Annotated in this window: 27 protein-coding genes and 1 CRISPR repeat array; of the genes, 18 read left to right on the top strand and 9 right to left on the bottom strand. The window is 44.1% G+C overall.

Going from position 1 to position 21365, the window contains the following annotated elements; translation table 11 throughout:
• Nucleotides 1-87: 87 nt before the first annotated feature.
• Entirely contained in the window at nucleotides 88-762 is a 675-nt protein-coding gene (locus ACFQNG_RS20460; protein ID WP_379867768.1) for a hypothetical protein, read from the bottom strand.
• 337 nt (nucleotides 763-1099) lie between these two features.
• Complete coding sequence (locus ACFQNG_RS20455) at nucleotides 1100-1648, bottom strand: hypothetical protein (RefSeq protein ID WP_379867767.1); 549 nt, start codon at nucleotides 1646-1648, stop codon at nucleotides 1100-1102.
• Nucleotides 1649-1800: 152 nt separating this feature from the next.
• Here ACFQNG_RS20455 and cas2 point away from each other — a divergent pair, with 152 nt between their 5' ends.
• Nucleotides 1801-2052, top strand: coding sequence for a CRISPR-associated endonuclease Cas2 (cas2, locus tag ACFQNG_RS20450; protein WP_379867766.1), 252 nt, complete (start codon nucleotides 1801-1803; stop codon nucleotides 2050-2052).
• 134 nt (nucleotides 2053-2186) lie between these two features.
• Nucleotides 2187-2598: direct repeats of the CRISPR family, unit length 29 nt; unit sequence GTTTTAATTGCACCCATAGTGGAATGGAA.
• Nucleotides 2599-2950: 352 nt separating this feature from the next.
• Here the strand turns inward: cas2 and ACFQNG_RS20445 are convergent.
• A complete protein-coding gene (locus tag ACFQNG_RS20445) occupies nucleotides 2951-4024 on the bottom strand; it encodes a site-specific integrase (RefSeq protein WP_379867765.1) in 1074 nt (357 codons plus the stop codon).
• A 235-nt stretch (nucleotides 4025-4259) separates the two neighbouring features.
• Here ACFQNG_RS20445 and ACFQNG_RS20440 point away from each other — a divergent pair, with 235 nt between their 5' ends.
• Together ACFQNG_RS20440 and ACFQNG_RS20435 are read left to right on the top strand one after the other, a co-directional pair.
• Entirely contained in the window at nucleotides 4260-4841 is a 582-nt protein-coding gene (locus ACFQNG_RS20440) for a DUF6932 family protein (RefSeq protein ID WP_379867764.1), read from the top strand.
• A 5-nt stretch (nucleotides 4842-4846) separates the two neighbouring features.
• Nucleotides 4847-5353, top strand: a complete 507-nt coding sequence (locus ACFQNG_RS20435) for a helix-turn-helix domain-containing protein (RefSeq protein ID WP_379867763.1) — start codon at nucleotides 4847-4849, stop codon at nucleotides 5351-5353.
• A gap of 77 nt (nucleotides 5354-5430) precedes the next feature.
• Here the strand turns inward: ACFQNG_RS20435 and ACFQNG_RS20430 are convergent, their stop codons facing one another.
• The 5 genes from ACFQNG_RS20430 to ACFQNG_RS20410 form a co-directional block, all read right to left on the bottom strand.
• On the bottom strand, nucleotides 5431-5838 hold the full coding sequence (locus tag ACFQNG_RS20430; protein WP_379867762.1) for a hypothetical protein: 408 nt from the start codon (nucleotides 5836-5838) through the stop codon (nucleotides 5431-5433).
• A gap of 55 nt (nucleotides 5839-5893) precedes the next feature.
• Complete coding sequence (locus ACFQNG_RS20425) at nucleotides 5894-6295, bottom strand: hypothetical protein (RefSeq protein WP_379867761.1); 402 nt, start codon at nucleotides 6293-6295, stop codon at nucleotides 5894-5896.
• A gap of 215 nt (nucleotides 6296-6510) precedes the next feature.
• Nucleotides 6511-6972, bottom strand: a complete 462-nt coding sequence (locus tag ACFQNG_RS20420) for an NUDIX hydrolase (RefSeq protein WP_379867760.1) — start codon at nucleotides 6970-6972, stop codon at nucleotides 6511-6513.
• A gap of 17 nt (nucleotides 6973-6989) precedes the next feature.
• Nucleotides 6990-7211, bottom strand: a complete 222-nt coding sequence (locus ACFQNG_RS20415) for a hypothetical protein (RefSeq protein WP_379867759.1) — start codon at nucleotides 7209-7211, stop codon at nucleotides 6990-6992.
• An 11-nt stretch (nucleotides 7212-7222) separates the two neighbouring features.
• Nucleotides 7223-7783 (bottom strand): ArpU family phage packaging/lysis transcriptional regulator, encoded by a 561-nt coding sequence (locus tag ACFQNG_RS20410; protein WP_379867758.1) that lies wholly within the window; start codon nucleotides 7781-7783, stop codon nucleotides 7223-7225.
• 101 nt (nucleotides 7784-7884) lie between these two features.
• Between ACFQNG_RS20410 and ACFQNG_RS20405 the strand changes: the two genes are divergently transcribed.
• The 7 genes from ACFQNG_RS20405 to ACFQNG_RS20375 all read left to right on the top strand — a co-directional run bounded on the left by ACFQNG_RS20405 (nucleotide 7885) and on the right by ACFQNG_RS20375 (nucleotide 12939).
• Nucleotides 7885-8247 carry a helix-turn-helix domain-containing protein gene (locus ACFQNG_RS20405; RefSeq protein ID WP_379867757.1) on the top strand — a complete coding sequence of 121 codons (363 nt, stop codon included), beginning with the start codon at nucleotides 7885-7887 and terminating at the stop codon, nucleotides 8245-8247.
• Nucleotides 8244-8438, top strand: coding sequence for a hypothetical protein (locus ACFQNG_RS20400; protein ID WP_379867756.1), 195 nt, complete (start codon nucleotides 8244-8246; stop codon nucleotides 8436-8438). The genes ACFQNG_RS20405 and ACFQNG_RS20400 overlap by 4 nt, the downstream gene beginning before the upstream one ends.
• A gap of 466 nt (nucleotides 8439-8904) precedes the next feature.
• Nucleotides 8905-9273 carry a hypothetical protein gene (locus tag ACFQNG_RS20395; protein ID WP_379867755.1) on the top strand — a complete coding sequence of 123 codons (369 nt, stop codon included), beginning with the start codon at nucleotides 8905-8907 and terminating at the stop codon, nucleotides 9271-9273.
• A 4-nt stretch (nucleotides 9274-9277) separates the two neighbouring features.
• Complete coding sequence (locus tag ACFQNG_RS20390; protein WP_379867754.1) at nucleotides 9278-9865, top strand: hypothetical protein; 588 nt, start codon at nucleotides 9278-9280, stop codon at nucleotides 9863-9865.
• Nucleotides 9866-10158: 293 nt separating this feature from the next.
• A complete protein-coding gene (locus ACFQNG_RS20385) occupies nucleotides 10159-10776 on the top strand; it encodes a ParB N-terminal domain-containing protein (RefSeq protein WP_379867753.1) in 618 nt (205 codons plus the stop codon).
• Nucleotides 10763-12241 carry a ParB N-terminal domain-containing protein gene (locus tag ACFQNG_RS20380; protein ID WP_379867752.1) on the top strand — a complete coding sequence of 493 codons (1479 nt, stop codon included), beginning with the start codon at nucleotides 10763-10765 and terminating at the stop codon, nucleotides 12239-12241. Before ACFQNG_RS20385 ends, ACFQNG_RS20380 begins: the two co-directional genes overlap by 14 nt.
• On the top strand, nucleotides 12229-12939 hold the full coding sequence (locus ACFQNG_RS20375; RefSeq protein ID WP_379867751.1) for a methyltransferase: 711 nt from the start codon (nucleotides 12229-12231) through the stop codon (nucleotides 12937-12939). The genes ACFQNG_RS20380 and ACFQNG_RS20375 overlap by 13 nt, the downstream gene beginning before the upstream one ends.
• Nucleotides 12940-13014: 75 nt before the next feature.
• Here ACFQNG_RS20375 and ACFQNG_RS20370 read toward each other — a convergent pair whose 3' ends face one another.
• Nucleotides 13015-13980, bottom strand: coding sequence for a TolB family protein (locus ACFQNG_RS20370; RefSeq protein ID WP_379867750.1), 966 nt, complete (start codon nucleotides 13978-13980; stop codon nucleotides 13015-13017).
• Between the two features lie 135 nt (nucleotides 13981-14115).
• On the opposite strand from ACFQNG_RS20370, the gene ACFQNG_RS20365 reads away from it, so the two are divergent.
• The 8 genes from ACFQNG_RS20365 (at nucleotide 14116) to ACFQNG_RS20330 (ending at nucleotide 21365) form a co-directional block, all read left to right on the top strand.
• A complete protein-coding gene (locus ACFQNG_RS20365) occupies nucleotides 14116-14511 on the top strand; it encodes a hypothetical protein (protein WP_379867749.1) in 396 nt (131 codons plus the stop codon).
• Nucleotides 14508-15767, top strand: a complete 1260-nt coding sequence (locus ACFQNG_RS20360; protein ID WP_379867748.1) for a terminase large subunit domain-containing protein — start codon at nucleotides 14508-14510, stop codon at nucleotides 15765-15767. The genes ACFQNG_RS20365 and ACFQNG_RS20360 overlap by 4 nt, the downstream gene beginning before the upstream one ends.
• A gap of 192 nt (nucleotides 15768-15959) precedes the next feature.
• Nucleotides 15960-16553, top strand: coding sequence for a restriction endonuclease (locus tag ACFQNG_RS20355; RefSeq protein WP_379867747.1), 594 nt, complete (start codon nucleotides 15960-15962; stop codon nucleotides 16551-16553).
• 47 nt (nucleotides 16554-16600) lie between these two features.
• Nucleotides 16601-17884 (top strand): phage portal protein, encoded by a 1284-nt coding sequence (locus ACFQNG_RS20350; RefSeq protein ID WP_379867746.1) that lies wholly within the window; start codon nucleotides 16601-16603, stop codon nucleotides 17882-17884.
• The gene (locus ACFQNG_RS20345) at nucleotides 17881-19824 is read left to right on the top strand and encodes a phage minor head protein (RefSeq protein ID WP_379867745.1); all 1944 of its coding nucleotides are present in this window, start codon (nucleotides 17881-17883) and stop codon (nucleotides 19822-19824) included. The genes ACFQNG_RS20350 and ACFQNG_RS20345 overlap by 4 nt, the downstream gene beginning before the upstream one ends.
• Nucleotides 19821-20144, top strand: a complete 324-nt coding sequence (locus ACFQNG_RS20340) for a hypothetical protein (protein WP_379867744.1) — start codon at nucleotides 19821-19823, stop codon at nucleotides 20142-20144. Before ACFQNG_RS20345 ends, ACFQNG_RS20340 begins: the two co-directional genes overlap by 4 nt.
• A complete protein-coding gene (locus ACFQNG_RS20335; protein WP_379867743.1) occupies nucleotides 20122-20835 on the top strand; it encodes a hypothetical protein in 714 nt (237 codons plus the stop codon). The genes ACFQNG_RS20340 and ACFQNG_RS20335 overlap by 23 nt, the downstream gene beginning before the upstream one ends.
• Nucleotides 20832-21365, top strand: coding sequence for a hypothetical protein (locus ACFQNG_RS20330; protein ID WP_379867742.1), 534 nt, complete (start codon nucleotides 20832-20834; stop codon nucleotides 21363-21365). Before ACFQNG_RS20335 ends, ACFQNG_RS20330 begins: the two co-directional genes overlap by 4 nt.

Here is a 21365-nt window from a genome sequence, read left to right as displayed (position 1 = left end):
CAAGAAATAGAGTTTTAAATACGAAAGTAGCGAAAGCGTTGAATTATTTTCTTAAGTTTTGTAGTTCTTTTTCAATAGATGAAAGACCTAATTCCTTCCAAATTTGTGATTTGAATTTATATTCGTAATCATATATTCATCTGAAATTGTACTGGCTTCCAGTATAGGTTTTTCTATATCCCAATACGTTGGTAATCTTTTTATTTCCTCTCTGGTTAAATCATAACTTATTGTATCTTTTTCAAGAAAAGCATCGAACCACTCTGAATTTTTTTGAGTAATTAGATCTACAAAAGCCTTAGTAGCCCAACGATACTGCATAGCCCGATTCTTTACTTCGGTTGATAAATACAGACTGTTTTTCTCAAAATACATGGTAAATTCTGTTTGGATATTTTGTATTTGAACAATATTTTCCATTGAAGGGTCATGTATAAAATCGTCGATTTTGAAATAGAGAAGACGTGCTATTGATTTAAGTTCGTTATATACCTCCCATCGCTTTTTAAACATTTCATCTCGAATCGTTAACCTTTGTGAACGGTAATTAAAATAAGCTGTTAGCACACTCGTCCCTATTAACGTTAATATCCCGACAAGTCCTGTGATTATGGCCGCATTCACTTCTCCTTTAAACGAATCTGAGTTCGCATATTCCATCCAAATTTTAAATCCAAAGTAAGCAAGCATCATCAATACTGCAATCACGATAAGGCCAATCATCCATTTGAAAATGCCTTGTAAAATCGCTTTTCTATTCATGATATTCATTTTCTCTCCCTATAAATACAAACGGGTTTCTCCAGGTGAACATTAGGCTTTTTCTCTCGATTAATTTATTTATAAGCACTAATATTATTTCTTCGCCTCCATCCACATCCCTTGTACGATCACTGACTTGATTACCCACTGGTCACCGTCTCTCACACAGGGAAAACGAATATCTTCACCTGGATGATACAGATATAGGTGATCTTCTGTTTGAAGCAAGACTTGGCTTTCCTTAATTAATTGATCAATGTCTCGCCCGCACCAGCCTTTCCCCAACCGTTGCTCTAATCGTTCCCACAGATGCCGTGTAAAGCGGAAGCGAGCCGGGTCAAAGATGCTCCCTCCCTTGTTCCATCTCCTTGAGAAAATGATAAACAAGATCCCGCTTGAATGTAGGGAGTGTCTTTGTCATAGCCATCGTAAACTGGAACACCCCCATTTCCCTTACCATCTCTTCAACTTTTTGTTTTGACTCTTCAGACACTAAGCCGAATTCCCTGGAGAGATATTGGATGATTTCTTGTACTTCATCGGCCGGCGCCTGTTTCTCTGGCAATGGTTCTTTGATATTAGCCAATACTTTAAACGGACTTTCCTGTTTATCATGATGCATCAGGCTGAGTTCCAGTTTGTTCCCGTCCTTCACTTGGCGGACTTCCGCTTCAATGATCTGCATGGTTTGTAATTCTAACCCTTCTGGAATCTGGGAGATATGAATAAGGCCTGAAGCGAGATATTGATCTTTCGTCACCGCGAACGCTCCATAGTCTACCAGCTTGGTAATCCGGACAGGAATGATGTCGCCTGGTTGATAAGGAAGTGCCAGCTGTTTGTTTTCCTTATATATAAAACTCATGATGTTTTCATCGATGCTCATACTGATCACTCCGCGATTAAATTTAGTGTGATTATACCACATGGGTTTATGGAACCGTCTCGGAGGGGAAGAAGGCTCATTTTTGCACCTAGCCGAACACCTTTTTGAGACAGTCAGAAAAAAAGAGAAAGGTTCTAGGATGTCCCCCCAGCATGTATGACGTGAACGTTAAGAGAGTTGCTAAAGTAAAGAAGATCTTTGAAAAATACCTCTTCCATATTCAAAATTCCACCTTCGAAGGAATGATCAGTGAAAAGAAACTAAACGAACTGCAATACCAGCTCAAACAGGTGATTCAGCCACAAGAAGACCAAGTAATCTTTTTTATCATGTCTTCATCTAAGTTGATGAGAAAGCAAGTCTTAGGCTTACCCTCTTCATATGATATCGATACGATCTTTTAATATCAAAAAGTCTGTCAACCCCCCGGGTTTTTGGAGATAGAGAAGGTTGACAGACTTTTTGGAAACGTAGTAAAATCAAGGTGTTTAAGGGGATTGGAAAAAATGGCATCTCCCAAAACCCTTGAAAAACCAAGGTTTTAATTGCACCCATTGTGGAATGGAAACTGTCTCGGGGAGCCAATCCCATAAAACTGGTCTCAGTTCGGATCGTTTTAATTGCACCCATAGTGGAATGGAAACTTTCACGTTACAAAGAGGAAAATGCCCAGAATGACATTCGACATGTGGGTTTCAATTGCACCCATAGTGGAATGGAAACGTATATTTTGTGAGAATCATAATAGCCGTCCGGCAGTTCTCCGTTTTAATTGCACCCATTTTGGAATGGAAACTTTCACGTAACCGCAAAGACATGCTAAAATAGGTCTTCATTCAATTAGGAGTTTTAATTGCACCCATAGTGGAATGGAAACTAATACCAGCATATCCTCCTAAATAACCATCCTTCATGATTCTCGTTTTAATTGCACCCATAGTGGAATGGAACTAAAAAAGCCTGTCAACCTCCCAATAGTGAAAAACGGATCAGGTTGACAGGCTTTTTGTTTTCAGGACTCACGACACAATAGATTCCATTTACTGGGGAGATGATACCAAAATCGATGGATGCTCCCTCTGCGACGTGAAAGTCGCTTGAATAACTGCTTCACACTGCGATGAAGCCTACTGTTCCACCAGTAGTATACGATGGCGGTGAGGTAACGAACCGTTGAGAGCCTGCCGACAACGAGTCCTGTAGCATTTGCTACCGTTAAATCCGCGAGAGACGGCAATTCGGCCAGCTTCAGGCGGATAGGGGCTTGAGAAAGGTTCTTGGTTTGCTTACCCAAAAAACCTTCTATATACCCATATTCGATGTTGGATTGTTCTTCGACTTCTTCAGGTCATCGATATAGCCTCGGAACACTTGCAACGATTTATGCCTTGTGTGTTGCATGATGTCATGCTCCCCATGCCCCAAGGCATAGGTCGTGGTAATAAATCCCCGGCGGACGCTATGTCCGGCAAAATCTGCTTCGTTAAATCCAGCCTTTTTCGCTACTCGTTTGATAGCATCTTTGATGGATTGAGGGCCTAATCGGTGTGGCCAGACTTCTTTACGAGATGGATCGATTCGGCGGAAGATGGGACCACTTTGGATTCCCGCCGCTTTTAGCCAACGTTGAAGGTTCCGAATGGGACAGGTTTCTGCGCTCTGTCCATATTGAATCAAAATTCGTTCCCCTTTTTTCGTCTGGTCCGTTTTGGATTGCTTGATGGTGATCCATAACCCATTGCTCGCTTCCTCTATATCCTCCACATCCAAGGCGGACAGCTCCGATCGCCGGAAAGCGCCGGCATAGCCAAGTGTCAAGATGGCTCTATCTCGAATTCCCTGTAAGTCATTGGGGATATCTTTGCAAATGGCCGTTACGACCTCTGCGGTAGCCGGTCTCTTTTTCGTGACCCGTTCCCCTTCTTTGCGTTGAATCCCTTTCCAGGTTTCTTTAACCGCAACCGAGTTCGCTGGATTAAGCATTTCATGAAAGGGCACTCCTTGCTCTTTGGCTAAATTTCGTTGATAGGCGATCCAAAGTTCATGAAAGCGGCGAATCGTAATGATCCGTCGTTGGATGGTAGAGGTTTTGCGCTTCTTTCTCGAGTCATCTGCTGTGCCTCTGGCCATTTCCGATATGTAGTTTGCAACGGTCTCTGGCTCGGCGGGAAGAGATCTTAAATTTCTGCTCTTGCAATACTGTTCAAAATGTTTCCAATCCGCTTCGTAGGATTTGCGTGTATTTTCTGCCAATGAATGTTGAATGTAATCCATTGCCGCTTCATTGAGTGTAACCATTTCCTGTGTTAATGCATTATCGCTTTGATGTATTACATCGGGAACAAGGTGATGGTTAACAGAGTGATCATCTCTCATCGGCTTACTCCCCTCACTTATTTGTTTAAAGTATTATCGATAATCTTATATTATCGTTAGTGCTTATCTATGTAAAGTGTTAGTAATTTGATCTATTTAATTGTATATAATCAGGCAAAGGAAATGTGAACAAAAGCATCGAATAAAAGAAATGAACATACACACCCATATAAGATGTGAACAAATTTGTTCATTCGTTGAATTGGGTTTCATCTCAGGTTGTGAGGGGTATACTATGATTAGATTCAATGATTACGGTTATCTTGACCCAGGTACTTACGAGTTAACTTTTGATCAGTTAAAAAAGTCTGTTCTTGTACACGGTGAAACTTGGATTGCTGGATGGGATGCAGAATGGCGGCTAACTTTGGTTAATCGATTAGAGAGGTTGGTTCCTTATCTTTGGGATTACGGGGTCGAACATATTTATGTAGATGGGTCATTTTGTAGCGATAAACCTAGACCGCGAGATATTGACTGTTTTTATGATTTTCAGATCCCAGATGAGATAATGGAGATTGAGGATGAGGTAAGGCGGCATGAAGTGATCTTGGACTACTTTGAAATCTTCTCAGAGCAACTTAACAAGAAGTTTGATGAACCCATTTGGAGCATTTGGAAACGCGAATTTGTTGATGAAAAAGGGATTCGCCAAACCCTGATGTGGGAGCGTTTGAAGGTCGAGCTGATGCCAAATTGTTGGGGGATTTATGCCGGTGACTGGTATCCAGGTGGCAAGCTTCGTAAATTTGATGAGTTCTTTCGCTACGATCGGGTCGGAACCGAAAAGGGAATCATCTTACTAAAGAAAGGATGAGTGCCATGATTCGTACGGAACAAGAGTATAAAAAGTTGAAAGCCAAGGTAGAGAAACAAGAACAATTGCTTCAAGAAGAAAGAAAGAAGCTAGAGGAACAAGGGTTTACGGAACAGATGATTCAGATTGCGATTGGGTTTGCAGAAAACTTTCATCTCAACGACAAACGAGAGGTGGAGGAATACGAGCGGGTGATGCGCGGGGAATTTGACCCTTATACCTGTAAGCTAGGAGAGATTGGCACACACCTCATTAAACTCCGTCTTTGGCGTGGCCTTACTCAAAGTGAGTTGGCCAACCGGATGGGGGTCTCCAATTCTCAGGTCTCCCGTGATGAGCGTTATGAATACTCTGGTGCTAGTATGGAGCGAATCGAACAAGTTTTAAAAGCTTTAGATATCGAGTTGATGTTTGCCGCTCCTCAGATCGTAGAGGTAGCTAAAGGACGAGAAGAATATGCAAGTGGCCAGGATGAAATGGCTGCGGCGAAACAAGAAAAACAGGCGGGGTAAAACCAGCCTGTTTCTTTATATTTAGATGATGCAGTTGTAACCATAAAGTGTGTGCACTTTTCTAGGATTTAATAATACTAATCACCCAAAGTGTTTAATGAACTATATCCTTTGACACGATAGTAAGATAAAGTATCTTTTACATCAAGCCGGTAAGTTCCTGGTTTCATCGATGTAAAAATTGCATCATAATACCCAGCACTATTTGCTGTTACATTTTTGTAGGCTGTACAGTTTCCTGTGCTTGAATTACAAAGTCTAACTACTATATCTTCACCAGAAACTCGATATCCACTTGGGATGCTGGAAAGATCTCGAATACCCACAACTACATCATAAAAATCAACACTAATAGTAATTGATCCATCCCAAGCTCCATCCTCTGTTTCAAAGTAGCTGTCTGCATGAGCAGCAGAAGTGTTTAAAACAAAGGCGCCTGTTAAACACAGCAAGAAAGAATACAGTTTTAATACCTTTTTTTTCATTTTTTCACCTCATCAGATATTTTCGAAAAATTACTACAACTTATGCTAGGCTTTTTTATGAATATGAATCTGATTCCTGATAGCCTTTAAAGTAATAGTTTGGCCAACTATCACTAATATCAACATAATAATCACCAGGTAACATATCAGTAAAATAAGCTTCTGCGTTAGAGTTAAATGATTTAGGAGCAGTACAGTTACCACTGGATTCACTGCAAAGACGAACACTTAATGCTGAAGCATCTTTTCCCATATATGTTGATGCGCCACTATTACGGTTGACTCGATATAAGTCATTAACAAAAACGTAAACATTCCTATAATGACTATCTGTAACTACATAACCGTCCCATTTCCCATCTTCGGTCACAAAGTCACCAGCAGAAGCATAAGTTTCACTGTTAAAAACAAAGACAAATAAAGCAGCAAACAACATTGACGCCAACTTTCGTTTCATATAACTTAGCCTCCTTTTTGTTGTAGTTTCTATCAATAATCTTATATTTCTGATTTTATTATAACCAACTATAATTAGTATGTCTATTTATATTTTTCTTATTATTATTTATATTATAAAATATCTTTTGATCCCAAGGAAGATAGGGTTAACAAGTAGATAAGATGAAATGGTACTACACAAGAAAAACAGGCGGGATAAATCCTAGCCTGTTTTTATGTTCTTTGATCCAACCTCTGTAATAAACAAAATGGATTCACCTCCCATGCTTCATAAGGAATCCATTGCTTTTTCATCGCATCACGGATGCGCGAACGAAAGGTGGGATAAAGGATGAGTTCATCGATTTTTGTCTCATCCAGCTTCACAAATCTTGCCTTTTGGATTTCTTCCGGTTGCATCGTTATTTCGGTTGTAAGTGCCTCCGCGTAAAAGACGATGGCCACCACCCCGATGGATAGATTTTGATAAATGCCGGTGATCCCTACAGGCTTGATCAGGACCCCCGTTTCTTCTTTTACCTCTCGAATGAGGGCCTCATGTAGGGGCTCTCCCTCTTCAACTTGTCCGCCAGGGATTTCCCATGTGTCACGCTGTTGCGTTCGGATGAGAAGGACTTCACCCTGATGATTTTCAATATAGGCTGACACACTCACAATGTGCTTAGGTGGTTTCATACATTGGACTCCTTTTATCAACCAGAATTCATCATGAAAAACTGGTATTGATCCTTTTTCACTTGAGTGACTCGTTCCATCATTCTCGGTTGATCCAATATCTCTAGAATGCGATATAAGGAGAACTGAAGCTGTCTTAGCTCCTGTTCCTGTATGCCATAACATTTCCCTATCTGATTCACCTGGTTGATGGCTTGGCACAAGTGAAGTTGGATGTCATTTCTTATGGTTGTACTCATCATTGATCTCCTTATGCCATCTTCTTCATATAATACTGAGTCAGACACTCTTCTGCATACGGAATATTTAAGGCGGCTGCTACTTTTAAAAGAGCCGGCACCTTTAATCGAGTGACCGTTGCCCGGGATATTCCAATCTCCTCACACACTTCGTAATCAGAGGGATGTCGGGGATTAAAGTATTTTTCTTCAATGTAATTTCGTTCCCATTCGGTAAGCAGAGAAAGGGAATTTTCAATCTGGTGGGTCTTGATTTCCTTCATGTTCTTTTCAATGACACAACGCTCTGTCGAGGACTGGTACTCACTATAGGCAAGGCTTGTCTTTTCTTTATATTGTGGCGTAATGGATGGAAGAATGGTTTCCCATTCCTTTTGATTCTCAATGGACATCTTCCAGATCGGATACTGATATAAGGCTAATTCCGTTTCCTTCACAACGCTCCTCATGGTTTCTTTCCAATCCATTTTGCCCTCCCTAGATGTCAGAACGAGATCCATTTTTGTCATCATGGTAATCATTATATCATTTTTTTGTCCGATTGTTAAAAATAAAACAAAGGGTTTGCCCATTTGTTAAATAATAGACTTCTTTATTCGTTTTTTGTTTTACATTTACGTTATGATCTGCTATAATAATCGATGGACACTTGAAACAAGAAAGGATGAAAAATATGCTGATCTGCAACCTCGACTTAATCCTAGCTAAGAAAAAGCACGAAGGCTTCATGATCCAATTGGGTGACAAAAAGGTGAAGCCGAACAAATCCAATCTCGCCATTGCCTTGGGGGTCGTGAAACAACAAGTTTCCATGTGGACCAGTCAGTCTGCATATCCCCGGATTGATACCCTTTATAAAATGGCTAAAATCCTCGAAGTTTCCGTGGATGAACTATATACCCTTGAAGAAACGGAAGAAGAGTTGGAGAAGCAAAGAGAGGAAATCGCCAAGAGACTGGCCGAAGAAGAGGCCGAAGCCGAAAGACGGAAAGCCACCTATCGCTTGGCGAAAAAAATGGAGAAGGAAAAGTCATGAGCCGACCCGAATCCTACGCGATTTGCCGCATCTGTCTCGCTCCCCTTTGGAACGAGGAATACGTCTGTGAGGAACATGCGGAACATAGGGAGTATTATCGGAAGCTTGAAGAGGAACGGATGGCTCCCGTGCACAAGCGGGTGGAGGAAAGGCGGAAGGAATTGAATGCACGATTTTCTAAGGGAAAATAAAAAAGCTCCCACCTTACGGGAGCATAAATCATTTCCTAAAGGAGAGATCAATCGGGATCTCTTCTTTATTATATTGAGACGACTCCTGTCGAGCAAGTCCAGCCAAAAAGAGAAAGACTTGGGTTAATCCAGGTCTTTTTTTAATGGAAACTTTCTCATTTCGATGCGTTGAATTCTTCTCGGGGTCACGGTATCAATCCGGGAAAAATACACGTTTAGACATATTTTAGACACAATTTAACCGACTACCTACACGTTAATCCAATAAATGAAAAAAAACAGACCTCATAACGGCGTGGTGATAGCTTCTACTTCTGGAAATGGGACCATTAATGGTGTTAACTGATTTTCTGTTTTTTTCGTACGTCATAGGGATTTATTTTTTAAAAAATCAAAATAAATGCTACTTATTCATATTTCTCCGTAGTATAATGATGGTGACATAAATTAGGAAAGAGTGAATGTTATGACAGATAAAAATGAAAAAGATACCTTTAATCAAAACGTGTCTGTTGGTCGAGACAATTATGGCCAGATCAGCCAAGGTAAGAACATCCATATCCAGCCTGATCCGCAAACTAAGAAGAAAACGGAACTCATTGTTATCTTACAAGAGATCAAGAATGTGGCTGAGAGTGACACATTTCCGGCAGCAGCCCGTGATGAGTTGGTACCACTTCTCTTGGATGCTCAACGTTCGCTGAACTCGTCACAACCAGAAAAAAGTCGGGTGCAGAAAGCTTTAGAGGTAGCTAACCGGTATAATTCGTTTTTTGGTGCGGGTGCATTGCTTACGAGCGCGCTTCAACTGATTAACGATATTTTCGGAGGGTAAGAGTATGACGGATGAAAAGAAATCTCCTCATGAGGAATCCAATCACTTTGAAACAAACATTGGCCGGGACAATTTTGGTACGGTCAATCAGGCGGAAGAGATGACTTTTATCGAGAAAGTATCCAATGTTGCAAACAACACGATAAACAATGTAAAGAAACATGGATTGATGCCGATGTTTTTGTTAGGGGTTGTTGTAATTGCCATTCTAAGCATAATTGGCGTGGGAACCATTGTTGTTCAAGTAAAAGATGTGGTTGCACCTAACCCAGAAGCTGAGCTTGATGGAACTTGGAACTTAGATCAGGAGGAGACACAAAGAGCTAACGTTAATAACAATGGTTGGGCAGATTGCGATCCAAATTTCACTTTTAAATCTGGAGCATTTGAAACTAGAGGGCCTCAAGGCGCTGCTGGAGGGACTTACAAAGTATTAAGTGATAATCAAGTACAGTTTAACGCAACTGTTTTTAATGTCGAAAGGAACATGAATAAATCTTTAATTTTTTACTTTAAAATAAAGGACGATCTTTTATTTTTGGGAAAAGAGCCTAATTTATCATCCTCTTGTGTCTTTAAAAGGGTTGAATAGAACATTTAGTCAATAGATCAGCGTTGACTTAATCAGAAAACTTAGATTGGCTTGTGAACGTTAAGTCAAAAACTTAATTTAAGTAATATTGAATTCCCATTTAAGGACTTCGTTCTCTAGCAAGAAGACCATTAATTTATCAAGATGTGATAGTGATACATTTGTGAGGCAAAGGTTATCTCCATTCTGATGCGCATCCCCCTCCTTCCATCCCTTATACTAAGGATAACCAAAAATCTCTCTCCCCTCTCCGTGCCTTTGGGTACGGATTTTTTTCATTTCAGGAGGATACCATGAAGGAATTACGAATCGAATGGATTTCGATCGATGACATTCATCCAGCTCCCTATAACCCCCGGGTGGACTTACAACCCACAGACCCGGCTTATCAGAAGCTGAAAAAGTCCATCGAAACCTTCGGGTTGGTCGATCCCTTGATTTGGAATAAACGTTCCCGATATTTGGTCGGGGGTCACCAACGGTTTAAAGTCGCCAAAGAATTAGGTTACACGAAGGTGCCCTGTGCCGTCGTGGATCTCGATGAGCAACAGGAAAAAGCACTCAACGTCACCCTGAACAAAGTGGGAGGCGATTGGAACGAGGAATTACTTGCTACGCTCTTAGAGGAATTAGACGAAGACCTGTTAACACTCACGGGCTTTTACGAGGAGGAACTTGACGAATTGCTTACGTCCCTCCCCGATGCCCAATGGGATGATTTAGATGCCGACGAAGAAGAGATCGACTATAAGAAGGCGGATGTCAAAGTCACCATCGGTTCTTATCACTTCCTTGTGGAACGCGAAGTCTTTGAAGAGTGGCTAAACGAAATCCAACTCGCCGTCGGTTTCGATAGAAAATCCATCCATCAAGAGATCAAACAAAGGTTGGGGTTCCATGAAATTAGTTGATATTGATTCCATTTTTCCCTCTCACTACAATCCCCGTCAGGCGGATGAAGAACGATTATCCAAGGTCTCCTGGTCCCTTTCTACCTTTGGCTTCCTTCTCCCCTTGGTCATTCATCCCGATGGGGAGATTCTCTCCGGCCATCAGCGTCATCGGGTGGCCAAAGAGTTGGGCTTTACCCAAGTGCCTGTGATGGTTTCCAAAGAATTGCCCATCGAAAAAAGAAAAACCTTTAACATTCTTTTCAATCGTGGGACCAATGATTTGCACCAAACCACCAGAACCTTTCAGATGTCAGACGTTCCCAAAGGGATCACCCCTACCACTGATCCCTACCCTTGTCTATCGTATGAAATGAGTGACATTCAGCCATTTTTGCAAAAAAATGTACATCGGTTTAGACCCTATGCCACCGTGACGGCACAACAATTATCCAAGATCTCTCCCCTCCCTCCCCTGATTGCCACAAGGGATAATCGGGTGTTGAATGGATTGGGGCGTCTTCATCTCTGGGCGATGAAAAAGATGGAGCGAATTCCCGTGGTCTTCATTGAGGAGGAACGAGCCGATGCCGTTGATATGGCACTCAACCAACTGTCCATGGACTTTACCATCCATGAGGAATATGCCGATATGCTGCGAACCGGGGCCTTTCGTAGACGATTGACCAGCCGAGCCGGATTGGGACTGGGTATGTATATCCACCTGTTCCAAAAGCCATCCAACCAGATGAAGGCACTGAAAGGGAAAGAACGTATCCAATGGATTCGCTACTACGGCAAGACCATTTGTGACTTTGGGGCTGGACATCTCACCGATACCCACATCCTACGGGAAGCGGGTATTGATGTGACTCCCTTTGAACCGTATCACTGCCCGCCCGGAAGTTCACAGGTGGATAAAGACGCCTCATTGGCCATCGTGGATCACTTTTTATCCGTCATTGCCACAGGGAAAGCCTTTAGCACGATCTTTTTATCCAGTGTGTTAAACTCCGTTCCCTTTCAAGCGGATCGCGAACACATCGTGGCCTTGTTAGCCGGTCTCTGTACCGAGAAAACCAAAGTGGCCGTGTGGGCGATGAACCGGACGAATAACGGATATACCCGCTTTTTTCGGGAAGAACGCAGTAACAACTTTAGCAAAAACGGGCAGTTTCTTCTCGATTATGAAGAGGGCATTTTGTTGGGCGACCTTTCCCGAGGGACTCCCAAGGTCCAAAAGTATCACACCAAACAGGAGCTGTTGCAACTCTTCACCCCATTCTTTGAACACGTGCGCATGCGGGAACTGGAACAGCAATACTACATCGAAGCCGAAACCCCCACCATTACCAAGGAACGGGTCAGAGAAGCCATCGCCTTTGAATTTAACCTCCCCTATTCGGATGGTTCTCGCATGGATCGGGTATCGGCTGCCTTGGAAGCATTTGAACAGAGATGGGAGCGAGTCGGATGGAAAGCTTAACCCATCGACCCAAGGGGCCTTGGGTGTTTGATGAAGAAGTGGCTCGCTGTTTCCCGGATATGCTCTCCCGCTCCATCCCTGGCCTCTATACCATGAGGGAACTCTTGGCTCACCTGTCCGAGCCATTTATTCAAGCCGATTCCGATGTCATTGATTTGGGGTGTAGTCTGGGCGATACCATTCAGATGTGGAAACGTGTGTCTCAAAAAGGTGTTCCCGTTCGCTATGTTGGGTTGGATCACAGCTTAGCCATGGCGGAACGAGCCAAGGAGCGGTTTGCGGATGACCCCGATGTCTCCATCCGATACGCGCACCTCCCCGCCGATTATCCGTCTGACCTGCAACCCTCGGTCGTGGCGGGCGTTCTGACCTTACAGTTTCTTACGGTGTCCGATCGCATCCAACTCCTTCAACAGGTTTATGATTCGTTGCTCGAGGGGGGCGCGTTCTTCTTGGTGGAAAAAGTCATTGCCTCTTCTGCTCCTCTGGACCAACTATTCATTGATCAGTATCACCACTTTAAACATCGGAACGGATACAGTTGGGATGCCATTCACGCAAAGGCCGAATCCTTACGTCATATAATGACGCCCATTACACTGGATTGGAATAGGGAACTGCTGAAGCAGGCGGGATTCAGGCATGTGGAGTTGTTTTGGAAACATCTAAACTTTGCGGGATGGATTGCTATCAAGTGATTTTAGGGTGATAGACAATGTAAATTTGGCGAATAAATAGTCAACCCCGGCGGGGTACCGGGGTCTTAATGATTTTTATTTCCAATCATCAACCCATAGAACATTAGTTGGTGGATTAGTTAATTGTTGAAGATTCGTACCATCAGCATTCATTTTGAAAATCTGGCGAGTATAGTTCCAATCAGTTTCGTAATTTTCACCAGGTACAGTTTGAGTGAATATAATTTGATTTTCGTCAGGTGAATAAAAAGCAGGTCCAATTTCTAACTTCTGAGTACGATAGATCTCTTGGTATCCTGTACCATCTGGCTTTACAGTAGCAATCATGACATCTCCCTCTTGGCCTGGAACATCCGCTTCACTCGTTTCATAACTAAAGAGAATTTTGGAACCATCTTTTGACCACTGAGGTTTATGGACATGATGCCATTGACCGATCAGTTCATCGCTAAAGTTAACATAACCCGTTCCATCTATATTCACAATAGCAAGATCTACGTTGTATCCGGTTGTAATAGCCAATTTTAATCCATCTGGTGAAAAAGCAATATCGTATAAGCGAATGGGACGGTCTCCACTCGAAACCGTTGACCATTTCGGCGTAGCATTTATTGGATTACTTCCATCAATATCTGTAATCCAAAGCTTTGTGGTGTTATAGCCATCTGTTGTCGTTAAGAAAGCAATTTTCTTGCCGTCTGGTGACCAGGCCGGTGCAAAATCAGGAACGTTGTTATCAGTTACTTTCTTGAGGTTTGATCCATCTGCATCCATGACGTAGATATCATTATCACCGTCCATATTTGAAACAAAAGCAATCATAGACTTGTCTGGGGAAACAGTTGCTTCCTCTTCATTAAAAGTATTACTTCTAACCGCATGAATATTGGTTCCATCATCATTCATTTGATAAATTTGTCCATACCCATTTACATTCGCTGTAAAAGTAACTGATGAATTATTTGCTGCGTGAATTGTAGATGGAAACATAGGTACCAAACTAAGAAGCGCAAGTATACCCCACCTAATTTTCTTTTTCATGATGATCCTCCTCCAAGATGTAAATAGACACAACATAGGTGCTCTTAATTCTAATATTAATAATAAACTATTTTATATTTGCTTATCTAGAAAATTATAAAAAGAGTATCAGGAGGTGAAGGAGCGTGGAAGCCGATGTCTCGACCAACCAAACTAACCCCTGAACTACAGAAAAAGATCGTTTCCGTCATTCGACTTGGACATTATATTGAAACGGCTGCCGCTTATGCGGGGGTGTCAAAGCAGACCATCTATAATTGGATGCGACAAGGAGCAAGAGAAGAAGAAGGCATTTACCGTGACTTTCATGATCAAGTCACTATGGCTCTGGCTGAATCCGAAATTCGGGATCTTGCCCACATCGAAAAGGCCGCCAAAAAGGGAAGCTGGCAAGCCGCCGCATGGAAACTTTCTCGCCGATTCCCTAAACGATGGGGCCGTGAAAATGTGCTTGATTCCCTCCCCCATGAAACGGGCCAACCTCAACGAATCATTTTGGACTTTGGCAAAAGGAAGGAAGAAGAATCATGAGTCTCTACGCTCCCGATGGATATTTGCAAGAATGGGAAGTCGGTATTCCTTCTTCTGAACCTGTGATTGTCCAAGGTTACCAAGCACATACGGCGCAATGGGTGCTTCATGACTCCCCTGCCCGGTTCCGAATCCTGACTTGTGGTCGTCGTTGGGGGAAGACATTTGCTTGTGTGGCCGAGATGATGAAGCAAGCCTTGGAACAGTCCCGTTCCCTTTGCTGGTGGGTTGCTCCATTCAATCGTCAAACCCTGATCGCTTATCGATTGGCCAGACGTGCATTGGCTCCGTTTATAGATAAAGCACGAAATGGGGATTTACGAATTGAACTGAAAAACGGGTCCGTTCTCGAATTTCGTTCGGCTGCCAATTACGACTCCCTTCGTGGAGAAGGCGTTCATCTGTTGATTGTCGATGAGGCCGCTTTGGTTAAAAGAGAAGCCTGGGAAGAAGCACTTCGCCCTACCCTCACGGATACGCAAGGGAGGGCAATTTTTATTTCCACGCCCAAGGGCCGGAACTGGTTCTATGAATTATATTTGCGTGGCCAAGACCCTGAGTACCCGGAGTACCAAAGCTTCCGTTTTCCTACCTCTTCTAATCCGTTGATTCCGAAGTCAGAGCTGGATGATGTGAAACGGACCTTGCCAGAAAAACCTTATCGGCAAGAGTATGAAGCGGAGTTCTTAGAGGAAAGTGCAGGTGTGTTCCGAAACATCCGGGCTTGTATCAAAGGAATCTTGGAGCCTCCCCAGTTTGGTAAAGCATATATCCTGGGCGTGGACTTGGCTCGTAAAGCTGACTTTACGGTGTTGACCGTCATCGATGTAAAGGAAAGAAAAGTGGTTGCCTTTGATCGATTCAACCAAGTGAGTTGGCAAGTACAGATCGAGCGAATCGTGAAGATGGCCAAGGAGTATAACGATGCCCAAGTCATTGTGGACTCTACCGGTTTAGGCGATGTCGTGATCGAAGCATTGGAACAACGGGGCTTGTATGTGGAAGGCTTTCTCTTCACCAATAAGACCAAACAGCAGATGATTGAGAACTTGCAAATGTTGTTGGAACGGGAGGAAATCAGCTTTCCGGAACTCCCTGAATTGATTCATGAGTTAGAGATATTCCAGTATGAGATGACCAAGAGTGGAAACATCACCTACAATGCCCCAAAAGGAGCCCATGATGATTGTGTGATGTCATTGGGGTTGGCCTGCTGGACATTGAAGGCGCATGGTCCCATGCAGATCTTTGTTTAAAGGAGTGATTGATATGGATACGATTATCAAGAAGGTGACACCTTACGATTTTGTATTACTTGGTGAATTGCGATAGTTTGCCCTAAATTGTCTCTATTCTCTCCTCTTCTTTTAATTTATCCTGTATTCTGACGTTAAAGAACCTTTAACGACCGAAATACTAAATAACATCTATAGGAAAGAGGAAAGAAGATGAGAGGGTTTTTGCGGGAATTTGGGTTATTTCTGAAAGAGTTTATCCTATTTTATTTCCGATTAAGTATAAAGGCTCTCCATTTTATGGCGAAATGGATAAAACCAATAGTTATGATAATTCGCCATTGGCTTGAACACGACGCCATTGAATCCCACAGATTCCGACAAAAATATGGTGACTCCCTTGGTCAGTTTACAAATGTTATTGCTCCAAAAGAGCAGAAGATACCTAAGGTTACTTATACTTTGGACCAGCTAAAAAAGATGGATCCTTTCGAGTTTGAACGCTTTATAGGCAAACAATTTGAAAAAAGAGGTTATCTGGTTAAGGTCACTAAGGCAACAGGTGATCAAGGCATTGACTTAGATTGTTATAAGAATGGAAAAAGAATCATTGTTCAATGCAAGAGATATCAAAAACAAGTACCGTCCGGCGAAGTTATGAAATTCGTTGGAGTGAAACACTTTCATAATGCAGATGAAGCCTATTTTATTACAACTGGCTATTTTACGAGTGCAGGAATCAAATATGCAAAAAAGGAACAAATTCGACTGATAGATGGAAGTGAATTAATGCGATGGTTGATCTAAACCGACCCTTCAGGGTCTTTTTATTTTGATCGAAAGAGGTGAACCGTGTGTTCAACTTATCGGAACGAATTAAACAGTTTGAGAAGAAAGCGGCTCCGACCTTTCTTACGACCTGGACTCATGTCCGTACGGACCCGGAGATTGACCTTTATGCCCTGACCGAGGAAGGATACCGCAAAAACAGCATCGCTTCCGCCTGCATCAGCATGATTGCCACCTCGGCCCCGGAAGCACCGCTCAAGGTGTACCGACCTACGCCCGAAGGATTAGAGGAGCTACCTGATCACTGGCTTTCTCGCCTACTCACCCGACCCAACCCCTTCCTCTCCTCTTATGAGTTATGGGAATGGGTGCATACCTTTTTGAACACAGCCGGCAATGCGTATCTGCTCCTGCGTCGGAATCACATCGATGCGCCGATCGTTGAAATGGAAGTCTTACGCTCGGATTGCATGATACCTGTAGTAAATGATGCCGGAAATATTGTGGCTTACCACTATCAAGTGAGTGGCCAGCCGATCCGATTTGAACCTTGGCAAATCCTACATCTCAAGTTCCCTGATCCCTTGAATCCAAGCATGGGTCTCTCCCCTCTGGCTCGTGTCATGCGTGAAGTGGGCATTGATAATGAAGCTACCGACTTTACCCGTGCCTTCTTTAAAAACGCTGCGGTTCCTTATGGGATCCTCTCTTCTGATCAGCGCTTGCGTGAAGAAGAAGTGGAACGCACCAGAGAAAAATGGTTCCAATGGTTTAAAGGATTCAAAGGTAGAAATCGGTTCAAGCCAGCGGTATTGGGGCAAGGTTTGGACTACAAACAAATTGGCCTCAGTTTTTCTGACATGGAATTTGAAACCGTTCGGGCCCTGACGGAAACCCGGATTTGCGGGGCATTCGGGGTCGACCCGGTACTCATCCCCTCCTATACCGGTATCAAATACGGCGGAAAATACAGCAACTACAGCGAAGCGCGGAAACACCTGTGGGAAGAAACCATCGTCCCGGCACTCAAACGGATTGAATCTAAAATCACCGCGCAACTGTTGGCCAGTGAAGGGCTTGTTGCTCAATTTGATCTGTCTCAAGTCAAGGCGCTACAAGAAAACGAAGAGCGCAAATTTGCTCGCGTGTCTCAAGCCTTCCAAGCCGGGATCACGACACTCAATGAAGCCCGGATGGAACTCGGCATGAAACCGGATGATACACTAGGCGACCGATACGCCTTCCAACTCCAAGGACAAGGGCAACCCGGATTGAAGTCCATGCGTCCCCCACTCCAAGTCATTCCCAGCGATGAGTTCATTCCGGAAAGGAAACGGAAGCCCTCATGAGCGTCATCCGATCGTTCCAACTCGGACAGATGACGCTCAATGAAGCGCGACTCGCTCTGGGACTAGAACCCGATCCCATTCTAGGGAATCAACGCATCTTTGACCTGTTGCCCCCTCCCTTGTATGACGAAAAAGAGTTGGAGGTCGAAGAGTACCTCAGCCAATTTGATGACTTTGATGACACGATCCGTCGCATGGAGGACGACGTCATCCCCCTTTTTGAGGAGGAATGGATCCGGTTTATTCGAACCCTTCGCCTGTCCCTTCTGTCCTCGTTGTCTCAGAAATCATGGTCTCAGAAAGCCCTCAGCCCAGACGCGAAGAAAAAACTCCGCAAACGGTTGAGGGATAAAGTGCGTCGGGAAACCAAGACGTTGAGTGACTTGATTGCATCGCATGTCAAACGTCTGCATGACCCCTTAGCCACGTATGTCAACAATGAACTCGCGCGCAGGACAGGAAAAGTTCCCATCAACAACCGATTCGATGATTGGTATATCCGTATAGCGGAGGAGCACGCCAAATCCATCATGGACCGGTATCTAAGAAAGATTGACCAATTACTATCAAACGTAGACCTTCTCAATGATGAACAAGCCAATCAAGTTCTCGATGAGTTCTGGAAATCCGTTGAACAACGAGCCCGGATGATTTCGACAGACATCACCGTGAGCGCAGCCAACGCATTGTTGGTTCATCAATTTAGGCAATATGGCATCGAAGAGAAGATGTGGAAAGCGGAACGTACCGCTTGCCCCTTCTGTCAGGCATTGCATGGGCACATCACGGGTCTCGACGAATCCTTTATCCAAAAAGGGGATGCCCTCGAAGTCGAAGGGAAAAAGCCCCTTTTGATGGTGAAAGATCTCTTATGGCCGCCCGTACATCCCAACTGTCAATGTTCCGTAATTCCCGTGATTCGAAATCAGCCTGTCCGCATCCCGGTCAAGCCACAAGCTCAGTTGAACCGACCCCTTGCCAACCATTGGCGAAGACCGCAATATGACCCTGTGCTTGTGCGCAACTATCAAAAGAAGGTTCGCACGTTGTTGCAGAAGGAACCCATGGACGTGGATACGATTTTGCAAATCGGCAACATTCTGCATGACGAGATTGAACGGCGATATGAAAAAATCTATCGGGATTATCAGCAAACCGTGGATGAACTAAACACCTACATGGGAAGGAAACTCACGGAGGAAGAAGAGCGGAAGAAAAACGAGCTGATGATCACCTTGTTCCGTCAAGAGCGAAGAAAAGAGGAACGACTGCGGGATATTCGGCTACGTGTCCTATCCCAGTTTCAGGACTTTGGCTATCATACCGGAGACAAACGGCTTTCGGTCTTCCCTGTGAGTGGAGACGATCAAGAAAAGAAGCAGTTTGAACGATTTTTCGCCAAACAGGTCGCACCCTATCTCCCCCGTTCCATCTTGCAAAAAATCAGCGAACAACCTATGGTGGTTCAATTTCAAAAGAAGGGGCGCGCCAGTTACTCCTCGCACGGGGTTGGCACCATGACCATTAAACCAAACTATGATGATCCCATTACGGCTGTGAGCGTGTTTCATGAGACCATGCACCGAATTGAACATCTTCATGAACCCTCAAGGGAACTGGAACAGCAATACTTTTACAAGGTCGTCGAAAGTAACGGAAGCTACGAGATTCGCTCATTGAGTGAGGTCATGGTCAAGCACTATGGTTTCCCGGACAGCGAAGCCATTCATCGAATCTACGGGAACCAAGAGGCGATCTATGGCGGGTTCGGTCACTTCTATAACAATGTGTACTACAAAGATTATTTCTACGAACTTCTTAGTGTCGGTTCCGAGGTCTTATTTGGAGGCAATGCCATTCCCACAAATAGTCGAAAAGACATGGAAAAAGACCCGGAATATATCATGTTTCTCTTAGGGTGGTGGGCATCAATCAAATGAAATTCTCTATGACCGGTTGGTTAGGCAGTCGCATCACACTTACTTGGGATGAAGGGAAACTACAAGTTGACCCCCCTACCCTTCAGCCCGTAATCGAACAGATCATTCAGGAATACGAAGACGATGGGTTTGTGGTTGGCGAGGTTGGTGGCCCTACCTTTAGCCGAAACTATCTCGATCATCCCTACACTGCCTATCTCATTTTTAACGAAATCCTTCGAGACATTGAGCAGGCTCCCGATCCGGAAGACCTGCGTGGAGACCTTCCCAAATATACGTCGGTAGGATTGATGACATTTGATGAAAACAGAAACCCCTAACTTAGTCAAAGAAACGGGAACGTTGTTGCGAAAATGGAAAGGACAATGGCCTAGTTGGTTTGTCTCTTCCCCCTCTCATCCCGCATGGTATCGCAAGCAAACCCGCGCGTGTATCAAGCAGATGAAGGAGGAAGAAGAACGACTCGCGGCCTGTTGGAAAGAGCCGATTCAGCACGTGGTGGAACAAACCCTGGACCGTTGGAATCGCCTCTCCCCTATGCGTCTTTCTCCCTCGTGGGTTTCCACGCTGACCCATCGTTGGGCGCATCGCTACATGGAGGCCATGAGGAAAGACGTTCAACGTCTGGGAGTGGTGGCTGAACGGCATCTCTTCACGGAAACGAAAATCCGGGATGAACTCCGTGGCATCATTAATCGCCGCATTCGTGCACTCCCCACCTTTCTTCCGTATCTGTTGCACCATGTCAAACAAGAGACCACGCTCCAGTGGATGGAATTTCATCACATATCACAGAAAGAATGGCATACTCACGCGTGTACCAGCCCGTTTTGTTCCGTATTGGCCTATGAACGCCGCGGACGAAACGAGGCTTTTTTATTGGAGGGGCAACTCATTCAAGTCGGATCGAAGGCTCTTCGTGTTTCCCGCGATCTTCTTCATCCTCCCCTGTATGTCGGTTGCCGCTGTGAATTGGTTCCCGTGTTGAGTACGAAAGGAGCACACCCATGACGTGTATCGTTGGATTGGTTGCGGACAACAAGGTGTATCTTGGTGGAGACTGTGCAGGCGTTTCCCACTATCATTTACAAGTCCGTCGCGATCCCAAGGTGTTTAAACAAGGTCCCTTTCTCATCGGATTTACCTCCTCGTTCAGAATGGGGCAGTTACTCCGGTTTTCCTTTGTCCCCCCGTCCCCTGAAGGCCGTGAGGATCTTTACCAGTTCATGTGCACCACCTTTATCGATGCTATACGGGATTGCTTGAAACAAGGGGGATACACTCAGATTCAATCCAACAAAGAATCGGCTGGCACCTTTCTCGTCGGGTACCAAAACCGCCTGTTCCGCATCGACAGTGACTTCCAAGTAGCGGAATTCTCCGACGGGATGGATGCGATAGGGTCTGGCTCCCATGTCGCTCTAGGTGCACTGTTTGCCAGTAAGGAAAAAGACCCCCGAGAGCGCGTGTTTCAAGCCCTGTATGCGGCTGAACGATTCAATGCCGCGGTCAGAGGACCCTATACCATTCTTTCCACTTGA

This window comes from Laceyella putida (assembly GCF_042665195.1).
Classification (GTDB): Bacteria; Bacillota; Bacilli; order Thermoactinomycetales; family Thermoactinomycetaceae; genus Laceyella; species Laceyella putida.
This window is presented reverse-complemented; position numbering and strand designations above follow the sequence as displayed.

Bases quoted from the DNA above. Each gene is read 5' to 3' on its own strand.
- ACFQNG_RS20405 (WP_379867757.1), top strand. From the start codon at position 7,885: ATGCTGATCTGCAACCTCGACTTAATCCTAGCTAAGAAAAAGCACGAA.
- ACFQNG_RS20445 (WP_379867765.1), bottom strand. From the start codon at position 4,024: ATGAGAGATGATCACTCTGTTAACCATCACCTTGTTCCCGATGTAATA.
- ACFQNG_RS20440 (WP_379867764.1), top strand. From the start codon at position 4,260: ATGATTAGATTCAATGATTACGGTTATCTTGACCCAGGTACTTACGAG.
- ACFQNG_RS20365 (WP_379867749.1), top strand. From the start codon at position 14,116: ATGTCTCGACCAACCAAACTAACCCCTGAACTACAGAAAAAGATCGTT.
- ACFQNG_RS20425 (WP_379867761.1), bottom strand. From the start codon at position 6,295: ATGAAACGAAAGTTGGCGTCAATGTTGTTTGCTGCTTTATTTGTCTTT.
- ACFQNG_RS20385 (WP_379867753.1), top strand. From the start codon at position 10,159: ATGAAGGAATTACGAATCGAATGGATTTCGATCGATGACATTCATCCA.
- ACFQNG_RS20360 (WP_379867748.1), top strand. From the start codon at position 14,508: ATGAGTCTCTACGCTCCCGATGGATATTTGCAAGAATGGGAAGTCGGT.
- ACFQNG_RS20435 (WP_379867763.1), top strand. From the start codon at position 4,847: ATGATTCGTACGGAACAAGAGTATAAAAAGTTGAAAGCCAAGGTAGAG.
- ACFQNG_RS20455 (WP_379867767.1), bottom strand. From the start codon at position 1,648: ATGAGCATCGATGAAAACATCATGAGTTTTATATATAAGGAAAACAAA.
- ACFQNG_RS20375 (WP_379867751.1), top strand. From the start codon at position 12,229: ATGGAAAGCTTAACCCATCGACCCAAGGGGCCTTGGGTGTTTGATGAA.
- ACFQNG_RS20370 (WP_379867750.1), bottom strand. From the start codon at position 13,980: ATGAAAAAGAAAATTAGGTGGGGTATACTTGCGCTTCTTAGTTTGGTA.
- ACFQNG_RS20340 (WP_379867744.1), top strand. From the start codon at position 19,821: ATGAAATTCTCTATGACCGGTTGGTTAGGCAGTCGCATCACACTTACT.
- ACFQNG_RS20345 (WP_379867745.1), top strand. From the start codon at position 17,881: ATGAGCGTCATCCGATCGTTCCAACTCGGACAGATGACGCTCAATGAA.
- ACFQNG_RS20395 (WP_379867755.1), top strand. From the start codon at position 8,905: ATGACAGATAAAAATGAAAAAGATACCTTTAATCAAAACGTGTCTGTT.
- ACFQNG_RS20390 (WP_379867754.1), top strand. From the start codon at position 9,278: ATGACGGATGAAAAGAAATCTCCTCATGAGGAATCCAATCACTTTGAA.
- ACFQNG_RS20430 (WP_379867762.1), bottom strand. From the start codon at position 5,838: ATGAAAAAAAAGGTATTAAAACTGTATTCTTTCTTGCTGTGTTTAACA.
- ACFQNG_RS20415 (WP_379867759.1), bottom strand. From the start codon at position 7,211: ATGAGTACAACCATAAGAAATGACATCCAACTTCACTTGTGCCAAGCC.
- ACFQNG_RS20330 (WP_379867742.1), top strand. From the start codon at position 20,832: ATGACGTGTATCGTTGGATTGGTTGCGGACAACAAGGTGTATCTTGGT.
- ACFQNG_RS20410 (WP_379867758.1), bottom strand. From the start codon at position 7,783: ATGGGCAAACCCTTTGTTTTATTTTTAACAATCGGACAAAAAAATGAT.
- ACFQNG_RS20400 (WP_379867756.1), top strand. From the start codon at position 8,244: ATGAGCCGACCCGAATCCTACGCGATTTGCCGCATCTGTCTCGCTCCC.
- ACFQNG_RS20355 (WP_379867747.1), top strand. From the start codon at position 15,960: ATGAGAGGGTTTTTGCGGGAATTTGGGTTATTTCTGAAAGAGTTTATC.
- ACFQNG_RS20380 (WP_379867752.1), top strand. From the start codon at position 10,763: ATGAAATTAGTTGATATTGATTCCATTTTTCCCTCTCACTACAATCCC.
- ACFQNG_RS20460 (WP_379867768.1), bottom strand. From the start codon at position 762: ATGAATAGAAAAGCGATTTTACAAGGCATTTTCAAATGGATGATTGGC.
- ACFQNG_RS20420 (WP_379867760.1), bottom strand. From the start codon at position 6,972: ATGAAACCACCTAAGCACATTGTGAGTGTGTCAGCCTATATTGAAAAT.
- cas2 (WP_379867766.1), top strand. From the start codon at position 1,801: ATGTATGACGTGAACGTTAAGAGAGTTGCTAAAGTAAAGAAGATCTTT.